The 17,331-nt window shown below is 60.6% G+C and carries 14 protein-coding genes; 6 read left to right on the top strand and 8 right to left on the bottom strand.

The genetic code is table 11. The features are described from left to right. Nucleotides 1-15 precede the first annotated feature (15 nt). The 5 genes from yeiB (at nucleotide 16) to mglC (ending at nucleotide 6,240) form a co-directional block, all read left to right on the top strand. On the top strand, nucleotides 16-1,188 hold the full coding sequence (yeiB, locus tag ACF8MC_RS17640) for a DUF418 domain-containing protein YeiB (RefSeq protein ID WP_047568515.1): 1,173 nt from the start codon (nucleotides 16-18) through the stop codon (nucleotides 1,186-1,188). Between the two features lie 127 nt (nucleotides 1,189-1,315). Beyond that, nucleotides 1,316-2,353 carry an HTH-type transcriptional regulator GalS gene (gene galS / locus ACF8MC_RS17635; RefSeq protein ID WP_033646782.1) on the top strand — a complete coding sequence of 346 codons (1,038 nt, stop codon included), beginning with the start codon at nucleotides 1,316-1,318 and terminating at the stop codon, nucleotides 2,351-2,353. 264 nt (nucleotides 2,354-2,617) lie between these two features. After that, entirely contained in the window at nucleotides 2,618-3,610 is a 993-nt protein-coding gene (mglB, locus tag ACF8MC_RS17630) for a galactose/glucose ABC transporter substrate-binding protein MglB (RefSeq protein WP_033637723.1), read from the top strand. Between the two features lie 99 nt (nucleotides 3,611-3,709). Further along, a complete protein-coding gene (gene mglA / locus ACF8MC_RS17625; RefSeq protein WP_033637724.1) occupies nucleotides 3,710-5,218 on the top strand; it encodes a galactose/methyl galactoside ABC transporter ATP-binding protein MglA in 1,509 nt (502 codons plus the stop codon). 11 nt (nucleotides 5,219-5,229) lie between these two features. Beyond that, complete coding sequence (mglC, locus tag ACF8MC_RS17620) at nucleotides 5,230-6,240, top strand: galactose/methyl galactoside ABC transporter permease MglC (RefSeq protein WP_004938953.1); 1,011 nt, start codon at nucleotides 5,230-5,232, stop codon at nucleotides 6,238-6,240. Between the two features lie 64 nt (nucleotides 6,241-6,304). On the opposite strand, the gene sanA is transcribed toward mglC, so the two are convergent. From sanA to metG, 8 genes are all read right to left on the bottom strand, one after another. Beyond that, on the bottom strand, nucleotides 6,305-7,048 hold the full coding sequence (gene sanA / locus ACF8MC_RS17615) for an outer membrane permeability protein SanA (RefSeq protein ID WP_033637725.1): 744 nt from the start codon (nucleotides 7,046-7,048) through the stop codon (nucleotides 6,305-6,307). A gap of 169 nt (nucleotides 7,049-7,217) precedes the next feature. Then, nucleotides 7,218-8,915, bottom strand: a complete 1,698-nt coding sequence (locus ACF8MC_RS17610) for an NAD-dependent malic enzyme (protein WP_033637726.1) — start codon at nucleotides 8,913-8,915, stop codon at nucleotides 7,218-7,220. A 221-nt stretch (nucleotides 8,916-9,136) separates the two neighbouring features. After that, nucleotides 9,137-10,021: a cytidine deaminase gene (gene cdd / locus ACF8MC_RS17605; protein ID WP_060438923.1), complete on the bottom strand. Its 885-nt coding sequence runs from the start codon at nucleotides 10,019-10,021 to the stop codon at nucleotides 9,137-9,139. A gap of 137 nt (nucleotides 10,022-10,158) precedes the next feature. Continuing rightward, a complete protein-coding gene (locus ACF8MC_RS17600; protein ID WP_164104732.1) occupies nucleotides 10,159-10,854 on the bottom strand; it encodes a CidB/LrgB family autolysis modulator in 696 nt (231 codons plus the stop codon). Then, a complete protein-coding gene (locus tag ACF8MC_RS17595; RefSeq protein ID WP_033654965.1) occupies nucleotides 10,851-11,258 on the bottom strand; it encodes a CidA/LrgA family protein in 408 nt (135 codons plus the stop codon). The genes ACF8MC_RS17600 and ACF8MC_RS17595 overlap by 4 nt, the downstream gene beginning before the upstream one ends. A 138-nt stretch (nucleotides 11,259-11,396) precedes the next feature. Then, nucleotides 11,397-12,611, bottom strand: coding sequence for an MFS transporter (locus tag ACF8MC_RS17590; protein ID WP_033654964.1), 1,215 nt, complete (start codon nucleotides 12,609-12,611; stop codon nucleotides 11,397-11,399). 130 nt (nucleotides 12,612-12,741) lie between these two features. Beyond that, entirely contained in the window at nucleotides 12,742-13,809 is a 1,068-nt protein-coding gene (locus ACF8MC_RS17585) for a sugar ABC transporter substrate-binding protein (protein WP_033637731.1), read from the bottom strand. A 221-nt stretch (nucleotides 13,810-14,030) separates the two neighbouring features. Next, complete coding sequence (gene metG / locus ACF8MC_RS17580; RefSeq protein WP_033637732.1) at nucleotides 14,031-16,058, bottom strand: methionine--tRNA ligase; 2,028 nt, start codon at nucleotides 16,056-16,058, stop codon at nucleotides 14,031-14,033. A 159-nt stretch (nucleotides 16,059-16,217) separates the two neighbouring features. On the opposite strand from metG, the gene apbC reads away from it, so the two are divergent. Beyond that, nucleotides 16,218-17,330 (top strand): iron-sulfur cluster carrier protein ApbC, encoded by a 1,113-nt coding sequence (apbC, locus tag ACF8MC_RS17575; protein ID WP_033637733.1) that lies wholly within the window; start codon nucleotides 16,218-16,220, stop codon nucleotides 17,328-17,330. Nucleotide 17,331: the final 1 nt, after the last annotated feature.

Here is a 17,331-nt window from a genome sequence, read left to right as displayed (position 1 = left end):
AGACAGCGATAAAAAATGAACAGTCATCCTCTGCCGCGCATCGCCACGCTGGACTGCGTGCGCGGCATCGCCATCCTCGGCATTTTATTGCTGAACATCAGCGCCTTCGGCTTGCCGAAGGCCGCCTACCTCAACCCGGCCTATTTGGGCATGCCGTCATCGCGCGACGCCTGGACCTGGGCGCTGCTCGATCTGTTCGCCCAGGCCAAGTTCCTGGCGATGTTCGCGCTGCTGTTCGGCGCCGGGCTGCAAATGCTGCTGCGGCGCGGCAAAAGCTGGATCCGCGCGCGGCTGTCGTGGCTGCTGCTGTTCGGCCTTGCGCACGCCATCTTCCTGTGGGACGGCGACATTCTGCTGGCCTACGGGCTGATCGGCCTGGTGTGCTGGCGCATGATCCGCGAAGCCAAAGAAACCTTCCAGCTGCTGAAAACCGGCGTGGTGCTGTATTTGATCGGCGTGGCGGTGCTGCTTTTGCTCGGCTTCGTCTCGCACGGTGAGCCGGGCAGCTTCTGGCAGCCGGGCGCGGCGGAGCTGCAGTACGAGAAGTTCTGGAAGCTGCAGGGCGGTTTCGAAGCCTGGCGCAGCCGCGCCGATCTGCTCTCGTCCAGCCTGCTGGCCATCGGCGCGCAGTATGGCTGGGAGCTGGCGGGGCTGATGCTGTTCGGCGCCGGACTGATGCGCAGCGGCTGGCTGCGCGGCAGTTATTCCTCCGGTTATTATTTGCGGCAGGCGGCGTGGCTGCTGCCGCTTTCGGTGCTGATCCAGCTGCCGGCGGTGGCGCTGCAATGGCAGGTGCATTGGGACTATCGCTGGAGCGGTTTCCTGCTGCAGGTGCCGCGCGAGCTGGGCGCCCCGCTGCAGGCGATGGGCTATCTGGCGCTGTGTTACGGTTTCTGGCCCGCGTTGTCGCGCATGCGCATCGCCCACTGGCTGACCCTGGTGGGGCGCATGGCGTTGAGCAACTACCTGCTGCAAACGCTGATCTGCACCACGCTGTTTTATCGCTTTGGCCTCTATGAGCAGTTCGACCGGCTGCAGCTGTTGGCGTTCGTGCCGCTGGTCTGGCTGGCCAACCTGGCGTTTTCCGCACTGTGGCTGCGTTACTTCGAACAGGGGCCGATGGAGTGGCTGTGGCGCAGGCTGACGCAGCTGGCCGCCGGCGAAGCGGAACCCAAAACGCTGAAGTGAGCGCCCGCCGGCAGGTTAAAAAAATGTATGTAAACGTTTTCTTTCCTGTGACGTAATTCACGCAGAGCAGCGGGCCAATCGGGGTAGGATAGCGCCACCGGCCACTACCCCGATTTCAGGATCCCGCATGCCTCCAGTTCATCCGATCACCATCCGCGACGTGGCGAAACGCGCCGGGGTCTCCGTGGCGACCGTCTCCCGCGTGCTGAATCACAGCGCGCTGACCAGCAAGGAGACGCGCGAGCAGGTGCTGCAGGCGGTGGCGGAGCTGGGCTATCGCCCCAACGCCAACGCGCAGGCGCTGGCGACCCAAAGCAGCGATACCCTGGGCGTGGTGGTGATGGACGTCTCCGATCCGTTCTTCGGCGCGCTGGTGAAAGCGGTAGACACGGTGGCGCAGAAACACCACAAATACTTGCTGATCGGCAACAGCTATCATCAGGCGGACAAAGAGCGCCACGCGATCGAAGTGCTGATTCGCCAGCGCTGTAACGCCCTGATTGTTCACGCCAAAGCCCTGAGCGATGCCGAACTGATCGGTTTTCTGGAGCAGGTGCCGGGCATGGTGCTGATCAACCGGATTATCCCCGGCTATGAGCCGCGCTGCGTCGGGCTGGATAACGTCTGCGGCGCGGAAATGGCGATGCGTCTTTTGCTGTCGCAGGGCCATCGGCGCATCGGCTATCTGGGCTCCAATCACCCGATCGAAGACGGGCCGCTGCGCCAGCAGGGCTATGCGCAGGCGATGGCCGCCGCCGGGCTGGCCACGCCCGACAACTGGCGCGCCTACGGTTCGCCGGATCTGCAGGGCGGCGAGGCGGCGATGGTGGAGCTGCTGGGGCGCAACTTACAGCTGAGCGCGGTGTTCGCCTACAATGACGCCATGGCCGCCGGCGCCATGGCGGTGCTGAAAGAAAACGGTATCACGGTGCCGCAGCATTTCTCGCTGATCGGCTTCGACGACATCCCCATCGCGCGTTACACCAGCCCCAAGCTTACCACGGTGCGCTACCCGATCGTCTCGATGGCCACGCTGGCCACCGAGCTGGCGTTGCAGGGCGCGGCAGGCCTGACGGAGCCGCAGGCCGCTCATCTGTTCATGCCGACGCTGGTGCGGCGCCATTCTGTCGCCCCCTGGCAAAGTGAGGCGACGGTCACTCTCTGACGATTTAATCTTGTGTAACCGTTTTCAATCTGTGAGAAAATTCACAGAATATTAACATCACGCCGTCTATGCTCTAGGCGTTTTCCGGCGCAAAGGCCCTTGCCGCTGCAACCTTTATCTCGCGCTGACACAGCATTTCTCGGAAATAACAAAATCCACGGACGGCAGGTGTTGAGTGGAAATCGCCTGGCCTGGGGTGTGCGCACTGCCGGTGACCATTGGCTCAAAGACGAGTAATACCCTACACAGAACCGGAGACTGACAATGAATAAGAAGGTTTTCACCCTGGCCGCCATGGCCGCAGCCATGATGTTTGGCGCCGCAGCCCATGCTGACACCCGTATTGGCGTCACGATTTACAAGTACGACGACAACTTCATGTCGGTGGTGCGCAAGGCGATCGAGAAGGACGCCAAGGCTTCACCGGACGTCACCCTGCTGATGAATGACTCGCAGAACGACCAGTCCAAGCAGAACGATCAGATCGACGTGCTGCTGGCCAAGGGCGTGAAAGCGCTGGCGATCAACCTGGTCGACCCGGCCGCGGCGCCGGTGGTTATCGATAAGGCGCGCGCAAACGATATCCCGGTGGTGTTCTACAACAAAGAGCCTTCCCGCAAGGCGTTGGACAGCTATGAGAAGGCATATTACGTCGGCACCGACTCCAAAGAATCCGGCGTGATCCAGGGCGAGCTGATTGCCAAACACTGGCAAGCCAACCCGGCCTGGGATCTGAACAAAGACGGCCAGATCCAGTTCGTGCTGCTGAAAGGCGAGCCGGGCCACCCGGATGCCGAAGCGCGCACCACCTACGTGGTGAAAACGCTGAACGAGAAAGGCATCAAGACCCAGCAGCTACAGATGGATACCGCGATGTGGGATACCGCGCAGGCGAAAGACAAGATGGACGCCTGGCTCTCCGGCCCGAACGCCAACAAGATTGAAGTGGTGATCGCCAACAACGACGCCATGGCGATGGGCGCGGTGGAGGCGCTGAAGGCGCATAACAAGACCACTATCCCGGTGTTTGGCGTCGATGCGTTGCCTGAGGCGCTGGCGCTGGTGAAATCCGGCGCGATGGCGGGCACGGTGCTGAACGACGCCGACAACCAGGCGAAAGCCACCTTCGAGCTGGCGAAGAACCTGGCGGCGGGCAAACCGGCCACCGAAGGCACCCAATATAAAATCGAAAATAAAGTCGTGCGTATTCCTTACGTCGGCGTAGATAAAGACAACCTGTCTCAGTTTGTTAAATAAGAATTGAGATCCCGCTAAGACCCCGCCTGCGGCGCCAACACCAGGAATACCGCCGGCGGGGATGTTTACGACTGCAAGACAGTTAAGCCAGGTGTATTTATGGCCGATAGCTCACGCGAATTTTTGCTGGAAATGACGGATATCTGTAAGTCATTTCCCGGCGTCAAAGCCTTGGACAATGTCAATTTACGCGTCCGCCCGCACTCGATTCACGCCCTGATGGGGGAGAACGGCGCGGGTAAATCGACGTTGCTGAAATGCCTGTTCGGCATTTACAAAAAAGACAGCGGCAGCATTGTGTTTCAGGGCCGGGAGATCGATTTCAAGAGTTCGAAAGAAGCGCTGGAGCACGGCGTTTCCATGGTGCACCAGGAGCTGAACCTGGTGCTGCAGCGCACCGTGATGGACAACATGTGGCTGGGGCGCTACCCGACCAAAGGCCTGTTCGTCGATCAGGAAAAAATGCTCAAAGACACCCAGGCGATCTTCGACGAGCTGGATATCGACATCAACCCGCGCGAAAAGGTGGGCAACCTGTCGGTGTCGCAGATGCAGATGATCGAGATCGCCAAGGCGTTTTCCTACGACGCCAAAATCGTCATCATGGATGAGCCGACCTCCTCGCTGACGGAGAAAGAGGTCAATCACCTGTTCACCATTATCCGCAAGCTGAAAGAGCGCGGCTGCGGCATCGTTTATATCTCGCACAAGATGGAAGAGATCTTCCAGCTGTGCGACGAGATAACGGTGCTGCGCGACGGGCAATGGATCGCCACCCAACCGCTGGAAGGGCTGGATATGGATAAGATCATCGCCATGATGGTCGGCCGCTCGCTCAGCCAGCGCTTCCCCGACAGGCAGAACACGCCGGGTGAGGTGATCCTCGAGGTGAAAAACCTGACGTCGCTGCGCCAGCCCTCGATCCGTGATGTGTCCTTCGATCTGCACCAAGGCGAGATCCTCGGCATCGCCGGGCTGGTGGGCGCCAAGCGCACCGATATCGTCGAGACGCTGTTCGGCATTCGCGAAAAGGTGGCGGGCACCATCAAGCTGCACGGCAAAGCGATCGATAACCACAGCGCCAACGAAGCGATCAACCACGGTTTTGCGCTGGTGACCGAAGAGCGCCGATCCACCGGGATTTACGCTTACCTCGACGTGGGCTTCAACTCGCTGATCTCCAATATCCGCAATTATAAAAACAAGCTCGGCCTGCTGGATAACGCGCGGATGAAGAGCGACACCCAGTGGGTGATCGACGCCATGCGGGTGAAAACGCCGGGGCATCACACCCATATCGGCTCGCTGTCCGGCGGCAATCAGCAGAAGGTGATCATCGGCCGCTGGCTGCTGACGCAGCCGGAGATCCTGATGCTGGATGAACCGACGCGCGGCATCGACGTGGGCGCCAAGTTCGAGATTTATCAGCTGATGACCGAACTGGCGAAGAAGGGCAAGGGGATCATTATCGTCTCGTCCGAAATGCCGGAGCTTTTGGGGATCACCGACCGTATTTTGGTGATGAGCAATGGTCAGGTTGCGGGCATCGTTAACACCAAACAGACCTCGCAAAATGAAATCTTACGTCTCGCCTCCCTGCACCTTTAAGGATCGGAATTATGAACGCGCTAAATAAAAAAACCTTATTTACCTATTTCAAGGAAGGCGGCATTTACGTGGTGTTGCTGGTGCTGTTGGCCATCATCATCATTCAGGATCCTACCTTCCTCAGCCTGATGAACCTGAGCAACATCCTGACGCAGTCTTCGGTGCGCATCATCATCGCGCTGGGCGTGGCGGGGCTGATCGTGACCCAGGGCACCGACCTGTCCGCCGGGCGGCAGGTGGGGCTGGCGGCGGTGGTGGCGGCCACGCTGCTGCAGTCGATGGATAACGTCAACAAGGTGTTCCCGCACATGGAAACCTGGTCGATTCCCCTGGTTATCCTGCTGGTGTGTGCGGTCGGCGCGGTGATCGGCCTGGTTAACGGCCTGATTATCGCCTATCTCAACGTGACGCCGTTCATCACCACCCTGGGCACCATGATCATCGTCTACGGCATCAACTCGCTGTATTACGACTCGGTCGGCGCTTCGCCGGTGGCGGGCTTCGATCCGAAGTTCTCCACCTTTGCCCAGGGCTTCTTGCGCTTCGGCGACTTTAAGCTGTCGTACATTACCTTCTATGCGCTGATCGCCATCATATTCGTCTGGATCCTGTGGACCAAGACCCGCTTCGGCAAGAACATCTTCGCCATCGGCGGCAACCCGGAAGCGGCCAAGGTGTCCGGGGTCAACGTGCCGTTGAACCTGATCATGATCTATGCGCTGTCCGGCGTGTTCTACGCCTTCGGCGGCCTGCTGGAAGCGGGGCGCATCGGCAGCGCCACCAATAACCTCGGCTTTATGTACGAGCTGGACGCCATCGCCGCCTGCGTGGTGGGGGGCGTCTCCTTCGCCGGCGGGGTGGGTACGGTGTGGGGCGTGGTGACCGGGGTGATCATCTTCACCGTCATCAACTACGGCCTGACCTATATCGGCATCAACCCGTACTGGCAGTACATCATCAAGGGCAGCATCATCATCTTCGCCGTGGCGCTGGACTCGTTGAAATACGCCAAGAAGAAGTAGATTTACCGCAGTACAGACGACAAGGCCGGCAAAATATGCCGGCCTTTATTTTGGGCATTGCACGTCAGGGCTGTTTGGCTTTCTGCTTCTCTTCTTTCAGCTTGTGCTCCAGCTCGACCAGCTGTTCCGGCGAAACGGCGGGATAGCCCTGGGCGTCTTCCGGTACGGTGTGCATGGCGGAAATCGGGATCAGCGGGCCGAGGAAGCGCGGTTCGCGCTTGAGGATATAGAGATCGGTCAGTGCGCCCAGGCGGGCGAAGATCTCGCGGGCGCGCACCGTCATCATGTCTTTCGGCGACGGCACCGCGTAGCACTGCGCCTGAATGCCCATGTGCAGGGCGATGAACAGCGCGCGCTCGCAGTGGAAGCGCTGGGTGATGATGATGAAATCGTTGGTGTCGAACACCTTGCGGGTGCGCACGATGGAGTCCAGGGTGCGGAAGCCGGCGTAGTCCAGCACGATATCGCTCGGCGCCACGCCGGCGGCGATCAGATCGCGGCGCATGGTCATCGGCTCATTATAGCTTTGCTGGGCGTTGTCGCCGCTCAGCAGCAGGTATTTCACCTTGCCGCTGTTATAGGCGTTGATCGCTCCCTGAATGCGGTAACGGTAGTACTGGTTGATCACCCCGGTGCGGTAATACTTGGCGGTGCCGAGCACCACGCCGACCTGGCGGTGCGGCAATGCCTGCAGTTCGTCGTAGACGTAAGGCGCGGTTTTCCAGCTGATCCAGCGATCGAGCGCAATAGCCGAACCCATCAACACCGCAATGAAGATGAACAGGCTGATGATCAGGCGTTTCCACATGTTGTTGCCTTACGCGCGCCGGGCTGAAAAAGATGGATCAAGGCTACTTTACCTGACCGACCTACGCAAGACGCGAACCGCCTGAAGCACGCGCGCCGCCGCATTTTTCGGCGTTTTTGTCGCACAAAAAAGCCCGGCGGAGCCGGGCTGGGTCATTTCAGCGCGCCATTCAGAACGAGGTGCGCTTGTAGCTGCGGTATTGCGGCCGCCAGAAGTTGTGTTCGATGGCTTTCGACAGCGCGTCTTCGGAGGTGACGATCGCCACGCCCTGCAGCTGCGCGGCTTTACCCACTTCCATGGCGATGCACTTCGACACGCCCTGAATATCGTCGATATTCGGCAGCAGCGCGCCGTGGCCGTCGGTGGCCAGCGGCGAGCAGTCCGCCAGCGCGCGGCTGGCGGCCATCAGCATGGCGTCGGTGACGCGGGTGGCGCCGGAGGCCAGCACGCCGAGGCCGATCCCGGGGAAGATATAGGAGTTGTTGCACTGGGCGATCGGGTACAGCTGATCTTTATAGCTCACCGGCGCGAACGGGCTGCCGGTCGCCACCAGGGCGGCGCCGTCGGTCCAGTTGATGATGTCTTCCGGACGGGCTTCCACGCGCGAGGTCGGGTTGGACAGCGGCATCACGATAGGGCGTTCACAGTGTTTGTGCATCTCGCGGATCAGCTCTTCGGTAAACAGCCCCGGCTGGCCGGACACGCCGATCAGAATGGTCGGCTTGGCGTTGCGCACCACGTCCAGCAGCGAGATGGCGTCGCTGGCGGTTTCCCAGCCGGCCAGGTTGTCGCTCTTCTGCACCAGCTTGCTCTGGAAGTCGAGCAGGTTCGGCAGTTTGTCGGTCAGCAGGCCGAAGCGGTCGACCATGAACACGCGGGCGCGCGCTTCGTCTTCGCTCAACCCTTCGGACTTCATCTGCGCGATGATCTGCTCGGCGATGCCGCAGCCGGCGGAACCGGCGCCGAGGAAGGTGACGGTCTGATCGCGCAGCTGGCTGCCGGCGGCGCGGCTGGCGGCGATCAGGCTGCCGAGGGTGACCGCGGCGGTGCCCTGGATGTCATCGTTGAAACAGCAGATCTCATCGCGGTAGCGATTCAACAGCGGGGTGGCGTTGTTCTGCGCGAAGTCTTCGAACTGCAGCAGCACGTTCGGCCAGCGGCGTTTGACCGCCTGAATAAACTCTTCGACGAAGGCGTGGTACTCCTCGCCGGAGATGCGCGGATGGCGCCAGCCCATGTACAGCGGATCGTTGAGGCGCTGTGGGTTGTTGGTGCCGACGTCCAACACTACCGGCAGGGTGTAGGCCGGGCTGATGCCGCCGCAGGCGGTGTACAGCGACAGTTTGCCGATCGGAATGCCCATGCCGCCGATGCCCTGGTCGCCCAGGCCGAGAATGCGCTCGCCGTCGGTGACCACGATCACCTTGACGTTCTGCTTGGTGGCGTTTTGCAGCATGTCATCGATGCGATCGCGGTTCGGGTAGGAGATGAACAGCCCGCGCGCGCGGCGATAGATATCGGAGAAGTGCTCGCAGGCCTCGCCGACGGTCGGGGTGTAGATGATCGGCATCATCTCGCTCAGGTGCGAGTCCAGCAGGCGGTAGAACAGGGTTTCGTTGGTGTCCTGGATGTTGCGCAGGTAGATGTGCTTGTCGTTATCGTTCTTGAAATCCTGATACTGACGGTAGGCGCGTTCCACCTGTTCTTCGATGGTTTCCACCGCTTCCGGCAGCAGGCCGTGCAGGTTGAAGTGGCTACGTTCTTCCTCGGTGAAAGCGCTGCCTTTGTTCAGCAGCGGAAATTCCAGCAGAATCGGGCCGGCGTAAGGGATGTAGAGCGGGCGTTTGCTTTCGTATTCTAGTTCCATCAGTTTTACTCTTCACGTATCAGATAACTTTATTGCCGACGATCCTAAGAGATAAAGAGCAGATGTACAGCATTTGTTGCCAGATGATGAACCAGGTTGGCGTAATTATCGACAATCAAATGATTTTTTAACTAAAGAAAGTGTCTCCGGCGGCGTCGGGGCATTGTATTTGGCGGGCGGGGCTGTTAGCGGCGGAACCGGATGGCTCCGCCGTTGAGCGCTTAGAACGCGGCGCGGCTGACGTTTTGGCAGCCCAGCGCCGCCAGGGTGACGCGGGTGGCGTCCCATTGGCTGATGATCGCCTCCTGCGGTTCGGCCAGCACGGCGCGGCGGATGTTCAGGCAGTCACCGCCGGAGAGGTTCAGCAGGATCAGCGCGGCCTGCAGCGGCGGCAGGCTCGGGTTGAAGGCGGCGTTTTCCGCATAGCGGCCGGCGTAGATGGTGCCGTCCGCCGTTTCCAGCGCCACGCCGCTGTGGGCGTTGCTGTACGGCGCGTGGCTTCGGTTGGCCGCCGCCAGCGCCGCTTGTGCCAGCGCATCGTTCAGCGCCAGCTGATGGCCATGATCGACCTCGTCCATCAGCAGCGAGGCGACATCCAGATCTTTCGGGCCGAAGGCGTCCGGCAGATAGTCCGCCAGCGTGGCCGGCGCGCGGCCCGGCAGACGGATCTGCAGCTCGCCGCCGCTGTTCAGTTCATTCATAAACTGGCGGCAATGGCCGCACGGCGTGTAGTTGACGGTGACCGAGGCCAGCGCTTTTTCGCCGCGCAGCCAGGCGTGCGTTACCGCACTCTGTTCCGCATGCACGGATTGCTGCAGCGGCGCGCCGCTGAATTCCATATTGGCGCCGAAATAGAGGTTGCCGCTTTGCCCGCGCGCGATGGCGCCGACGTGGAAGTGCGATATCGGGGTTAACGAGCAGGCCGCCGCCAGCGGCAGCAGCGCGAATGCCAGCGCATCATCGTCCAGCCCGCAGCCTGTGCGGATCGCCTCCGCTTGCTCGGCCGTGAACATCGCCGGAAAGTCAGGCGCGTCCAGATAGGGCTGCAGGGCGGATTGCAGTGTCGCGGGCAGTGCGCTGAACGCGGTGTGAAAACGCGGATGCATAGAAAGTCTCTCTACAGGTTAACGGGATAACATTCTAGGCAGGCCAGAGACATTAAAGTGTGATTAATGTCTCTTAATTGATGAAATTAGTGCAATGAGATACATAAATGCGAGATGTATCGCAAGTTTCACCCTGTTCAACTGAACAGGTGCAGCAGCACCGGGAACAGGAACGGTGCCAGCAGCGAGGTGATGATGCCGCAGATCACCAGCGCCAGCGAGCCGAAAGCGCCTTCCTGGTAGTCCATCTCCGCGCAGCGTGCGGTGCCCAGCGCGTGGGACGCGGTGCCCATCGCCAGGCCGCGCGCCGAGTGGGTGGTGATTTTCAACAGGTTGAACAGCGTATGGCCGAACACGGCGCCGAGGATACCGACGAAAATGACGCAGACCGCGCTGATCGCCGGAATGCCGCCGAGCGAGTCCGCGACGGCCATGGCGATCGGCGTAGTGACCGATTTCGGCAGGATAGAGGCGGCGATTTCCGGCGTGGCACCCAGCCACAGGGCGAAGGCGCCGCCGCTGATCATGGCGGTCAGGCTGCCTATGAAGCACACCGCGATAATCGATTTCCAGCGCGCGCGGATCTGGTGCAACTGCTCATACAGCGGGAAGGCCAGCGCGACGACCGCCGGCTGCAGCAGATCGTTGAGGATTTTGCTGCCCAGGAAGTAACGCTCATAGGGGATGCCGGTGAGCAGCAGCAGCGGGATGATCACCGCCATGGAAACCAGCAGCGGGTTGAGCAGCGGCATATTCAGCTTGCGCGCCAGCCAGCGCGCGGCGAAATAGACCGCCAGCGTCAGCGGCAGCGACCACCAGATTTCATGGATCATGAGTTACCCTCCGTGTCGTCGGGTTTGCCGGCGATGCGGCGCTCGCGATGAAAATAATGTGAGGTATAGCCGACCACCACCAGCACCATCAGCGTACTGATCAGGCAAGAGATAACCAGCGGGCCCAGATGCGCGACGATCTGGTCGTAGTATTTCATCACCCCGACGCCGATCGGCACGAACAGCAGCACCATGTAGCGGATCAGCAGATGGCAGCCGGGTTTAACCCATTTGGCCGGCATAATCTGGGTAGAGAGCAGGGCGAACAGCAGCAGCATGCCGAGAATGCTGCCGGGAATGGCGAACGGCAGCAGCGCCGCCAGCGCGTTGCCGACGAACAGACAAAGGTAGATGAGGAGCAGAGCCCTCAGGTATTTCCAGCATAGTGTGAGCACGTTGGCCATTGTCTTTTCCCGTTTAACCGATGCATTCATCATACAATTAAACTGTGAGCCATGCCACAGATCGCGCCATGAATTCTCGCTATGGGCGCCATGCCCGATCGGCGGGTTGACAGCCCGGAATGGCCGCTACACGCGGATTCAGCGCGCGTCTTCGGCGGTTGCCGCAGCCTGTTCTGCCAGTCGATGGCCAAGGAAGAAAAACAGCAGGCTAAGCAGCGCGCAAACGATCAACATCACGAACATCAACGGCGGCGCGGCATAGCTGAGCAGCATACCGCTCAGAACCGGGTTGATGGCGCCGCCTAGCGCGCTGAGGTTCTGTACCCCATAGTAGCTGCCTTTCAGATGCGGCGGCGCGATAAAGTCGATGAACATGTATTCCACCGGAATGACGATGATTTCGCCGAGGGTAAACACCGCCATCGCCACCATCCACAGCCAGACCGCCTGGCCGGCCATCATGAAACCGAGCAGCCCGACGATGAAAAACAGCGTGCCCAGCACCAGCCAGCGCAGCATGTTTTCCTGGCGCATGCCGCGACTGAGCAAGTATTGCAGGGCGATAACGATGCCGGCGTTGACGATCATCACCAGCCCGATAATTTTGTAGGCGAACTCGGCGCTGGAGACGGTGATCAGGTACTGCGACAGATAGCCGGTGAACTGACCGAACACCACGGCGCCCAGGGTACTGCCGAGAGTGAAGTAGATAAGCCGCCGATCGCTGCGCAGGATAGTCACCGTCTGGCGGAAGTTGGGGAGCGCCGCCGGTGCGGCGGCGGTTGGCGCCGGGCGCTGTTCCCGGCCGCGCAAGCGCAGGCTCAGCGCCGCCACCGTCGCCAGCGCCAACCCGCCCGACAGATAAAACGGCAGCAGCGGGCTAAGCCCGGCTACCAGCACGCCGAGCGCAGAGCCGATCGCCCAGCCGACGTTGACCAACGTATAGTTGATAGAGAAAGCCTTGATGCGCTGCTCGACCGGCAGCCAGTCGGCGAAGCAGGCCTTGATGGTGATACTCAACACCGAATAGCAGGTATGCAGGATCGCCAGCACCACGATGACGCCGCCGGGGCGCGGGATCCAGGGAATGGCGAAGAAGCTCAGCGCAAACAAGACAATCGACAGCAGGATCAGGCGGTTTTTGCTGAATTTGTCCACCAGATAGCCGCCGTACAGGCTGGCAAGGATGCCGAGGGTCAGGCTGACGCCCAGGATCACGCCCACGCTCTTCGGCAGCAGATGGAAATGCTCGGTGAGGTAGATGGTGATGAACGGCAGCGTCACGCCGCGGCCGATGGTCAACACCAGCGAACTGGCCAGCAGTATGTTGATCAGCGAGGGGAATCCCTTCATTCGAAGCCTGTTTATGCATACAGTTATGGGCGATGCAGATAACATAGCGTATTTTGGCGAGGACGGAAGGGGAAAGCCGATAATTAGGTTAAAAACAGAGGCTGCGTCGCCAGCCTCGTCAAAAACAGCACTATTTACCGTGTTCGGCCTGCAGCGTGGCGAACCACGGCTGGACGAAATCGCTGCTGCTGCCCCAGCCGGGGATGATCTTCGCCAGCCCGGCGACGTTGACCGGCCCCGGCTGCGCCAGCAGCAGCGCTTGCGGAATGACCGTCGCTTTGAACTGATAGCTGTCCGGCGTGCTTTCCCCGGCGATCTTGTTGGCCACCAGGCGCAGGTTGACTGCGCCGATAAGCTTCGGATCCACCGCCACGCTGACCTGCCACGGGCTGCCGGCTTCGCGCATCAGCTGCAAGTCCTGGTTGGAGATATCGATGCTGTACAGCTTGATTTCGGTGCGGCCGTTCTCTTTCAGCGCCTTGTAAGCGCCTTGGGTAAAGGCATCCCAGGTGCCCCAGATGGCGTCAATCTTGCCTTTCGGGTATTTCGCCAGCACCGCGCCCACCTTGTTGGCGGTATCGCCCTGCACGTCGGAGGAGACCGCGCCGATCGATTCCAGCTCGTGAATGCCCGGATGCTGTTTCAGCAGCTGCTGATAGGCGGCCTGGCGGCGTTCCATCGGCGGGAAGCCGGCCACCCAGAGTTTGATGATGTTGGCCTGGCCGTTGAAATCCTTCACCAGCTGGCCGAAGGAGGCGTTGGCCAGCGAAGCGTCGTCCTGCTGCGAGACGGTGACGCCGGGAACGCTGCCGCTGACGTCGGTATCGAAAGCCGCGACGGCGATGCCGGCCGCCGCGATGCGTTTGACCAGCTCGGTGGAATAGGGGGCTCGCCCCTGCGAGAGAATGATGCCGTCATATTTCTGGCTGATAGCCTGGTTGACGAAGTCCTGGAAGCGCGCGTCGTCGCCGTTGCTGAGGAAAGTGTCTACCTTGAAGCCCAGCTTGCGCCCTTCCTGAATGGCGCCCGCCAAGAATTGCGTGGTGTTGTCGTCGGAGCCGAGATTGCGGATCACCGCGATGCGCACCGGCCCCTGATGCTGAGCGATGGCGGCCGGCACGGCGGCGGTTTCCGCCGCCTGCAGCGGCAGGGCGGCCAGCAGGCTGAGGGCGAGCAGTGAAGTCTTGAGGTTTTTCATTATTATAGGCTCCAAAAAAGCGGGTAAAGGGTCCCGGTGAAGGTCTGTTATAGCAGTCTTTCTGTCTGGACGTCTATTTGTTGTTGCTGAGCATCATAGCGGGATACGGCGGGCGAGGGAATCAGAGCGGTTATGACGTTTTCTTACTGTTTATAACCTTGGGTTTGAGGCATTAAAAAGGGCCGAGCAAGCTCGACCCTTGATGTAACGCGCCGGCGCGGTTACTTGACCTGCATGCCTGGCTGCGCGCCGCTGTCCGGGCTCAGCAGGAAGATCTCTTTCCCGCCGGGGCCCGCCGCCATCACCATGCCTTCCGAAACGCCGAAGCGCATTTTGCGCGGCGCCAGGTTGGCGACCATGATGGTCAGGCGGCCTTCCAGCGCTTTCGGATCCGGGTACGCGGAGCGAATGCCGGAGAAGATCTGGCGCGATTCGCCACCCAGATCCAACTGCAGCTTCAGCAGTTTGTCGGAGCCTTCGACAAAGTCGGCGCTCTTGATCAGGGCGATGCGCATGTCCACCTTGGCGAAGTCGTCAAAGGTGATGGTTTCCTGAATAGGATCATCGGCCAATGGACCGGTCACCGGCTTGGCGGCGGCCATGTCTTCCTTCGAGGCGTTGACCATCTCGCTGACCTTGTCCAGATCGATGCGGTTGAACAGCGCTTTGAAGGCGTTCACCTGATGGCCCAGCAGCGGTTGCGGGATTGCGTCCCAGCTCAGCTCGGCGTTGAGGAACGCTTCGGCGCGCTCGGTCAGCGAAGGCAGCACCGGCTTCAGGTAAGTCATCAGCACGCGGAACAGGTTGATGCCCATCGAGCAGATGGCCTGCAGATCGGCGTCGCGGCCTTCTTCCTTCGCCACCACCCAAGGTGCCTGCTCATCCACGTAGCGGTTGGCCAGATCGGCCAGCGCCATGATTTCGCGGATCGCGCGGCTGAACTCGCGGCCGGCGTAAGCTTCGGCAATGCTCTGCGCCGCGTCGACGAAGGTCTGGTACAGCGCCGGATCGGCCAGGCTGTCGGCCAGCTTGCCGCCGAAGCGCTTGTTGATAAAGCCGGCGTTGCGCGACGCCAGGTTCACCACCTTGTTGACGATATCGGCGTTTACGCGCTGCACGAAGTCTTCCAGATTGAGATCGATGTCATCAATGCGCGAAGAGAGCTTGGCGGCGTAGTAATAGCGCAGGCAGTCGGCGTCCAGATGCTGCAGGTAGGTGCCGGCCTTGATGAAGGTGCCGCGCGATTTGGACATTTTGGCGCCGTTCACCGTCACGTAGCCGTGCACGAACAGGTTGGTCGGTTTGCGGAAGTTGCTGCCTTCCAGCATCGCCGGCCAGAACAGGCTGTGGAAGTAGACGATGTCCTTGCCGATAAAGTGATACAGCTCGGTGGTGGAGTCTTTGCGCCAGAACTCGTCGAAGTCCAGATCGCCGCGCTTGTCGCACAGGTTCTTGAAGGAGCCCATGTAGCCGATCGGCGCGTCCAGCCAGACGTAGAAGTATTTGCCCGGCGCATCCGGGATCTCGAAGCCGAAGTAAGGCGCATCGCGGGAGATGTCCCACTGCTGCAGGCCGGATTCGAACCACTCCTGCATTTTGTTCGCCACCTGCTCTTGCAGCGCGCCGGAGCGCGTCCACGCCTGCAGCATTTCGCTGAAGGCCGGCAGGTCGAAGAAGAAGTGCTCGGAGTCGCGCATCACCGGCGTCGCGCCGGAAACCACGGACTTCGGATCGATCAGCTCCGTCGGGCTGTAGGTGGCGCCGCACACTTCACAGTTGTCGCCGTACTGATCCGGCGATTTGCATTTCGGGCAGGTGCCTTTCACGAAACGGTCCGGCAGGAACATGCCTTTCTCCGGATCGTACAGCTGAGAAATGGTGCGGTTCTTGATAAAACCGTTTTCTTTCAGGCGGCTGTAAATCAGGGTGGACAGCTCGCGGTTTTCATCGCTATGGGTCGAATGGTAGTTGTCATAGCTGATACCAAAGCCGGCGAAATCCTGTTGGTGCTCCTGGCTCATCTCCGCGATCATTTCTTCCGGTTTCACGCCCAGCTGCTGCGCTTTCAGCATGATCGGCGTGCCGTGCGCGTCGTCCGCGCAGATGAAATGCACTTCGTGGCCGCGCATTCGTTGGTAACGCACCCAGATATCCGCCTGGATGTGCTCGAGCATGTGGCCGAGATGGATGGAACCATTTGCGTACGGTAGCGCGCACGTCACCAATAATTTTTTCGCGACTTGAGCCATAGTGAGAACTTGCTTTCTGTAATGAATAAAAGGGCCTTCGATGTTAACCGATCGCGCCCTTCGCTGCTAGGGCGGTTTCTTGCAGGTTATATGCGTCAGCGGCAGCGCAGTTCTGATATGCTTAGCCGGAAGCTACCCATTCAAAATCAAGGAGCCGGGATGAACGCAAAATCCCCTGAGCAGACCAACCCCGAAGTTCTGCGCGCCCTGGTGACCGGTGTACTGGCCGCCTTTGAACACCCGACGTTGAAAAACAACCTGACCGCATTGAAGGCCATTCATCACTGCGCGTTGCTGGACGATGTGCTGCATATCGAACTGACGATGCCGTTTGCCTGGCAGAGCGGTTTTGAGGCGCTGCAGGCGAGCGTCGGCCCCGAATTGCTGCGCGTGACCGGCGCTTCCGCCATCGACTGGAAGCTGAAACACGACATCACGACGCTGAAACGCGCCAACGGCCAGGCCGGCATCAAAGGCGTGCGCAACATCGTCGCCGTCAGCTCCGGCAAAGGTGGGGTGGGCAAATCCAGCACCGCCGTCAACCTGGCGCTGGCGCTGGCCGCCGAGGGTGCCAAGGTCGGCATTCTGGACGCCGACATTTACGGCCCGTCGATCCCCAACATGCTGGGCACCGAACATGAGCGGCCGACTTCGCCGGACGGTCAGCACATGGCGCCAATCATGGCGCACGGCCTGGCGACCAACTCCATCGGCTATCTGGTGACCGACGACAACGCCATGGTGTGGCGCGGCCCGATGGCCAGCAAGGCGCTGATGCAGCTGCTGCAGGATACGCTGTGGCCGGATCTGGATTATCTGGTGCTGGATATGCCGCCGGGCACCGGCGACATCCAGCTGACGCTGTCGCAGAATATTCCGGTAACCGGCGCGCTGGTGGTCACCACGCCGCAGGATATCGCCTTGCTGGATGCCGCCAAGGGCATCGTGATGTTCGAGAAAGTGCATGTGCCGGTGCTGGGCATCGTGGAAAACATGAGCGTGCATATCTGCAGCAACTGCGGCCACCATGAGCCGATCTTCGGCACCGGCGGCGCCGAGAAGCTGGTGCAGAAATACCACAGCCGCCTGCTGGGGCAGATGCCGCTCCATATCTCGCTGCGCGAAGACCTGGATCGCGGTACGCCGACGGTGATCAGCCGCCCGGACAGCGAATTCGCCGAGAGGTATCGTCAACTGGCCGGCCGCGTGGCCGCGCAGATGTATTGGCAGGGCGAGGCGATCCCGACGGAGATCGCGTTCCGCGCGCTGTAAT

It is taken from the genome of Serratia sp. LACPHL-BACT-2024-00286 (assembly GCF_043109535.1).
Classification (GTDB): Bacteria; Pseudomonadota; Gammaproteobacteria; order Enterobacterales; family Enterobacteriaceae; genus Serratia; species Serratia sarumanii.
This window is presented reverse-complemented; position numbering and strand designations above follow the sequence as displayed.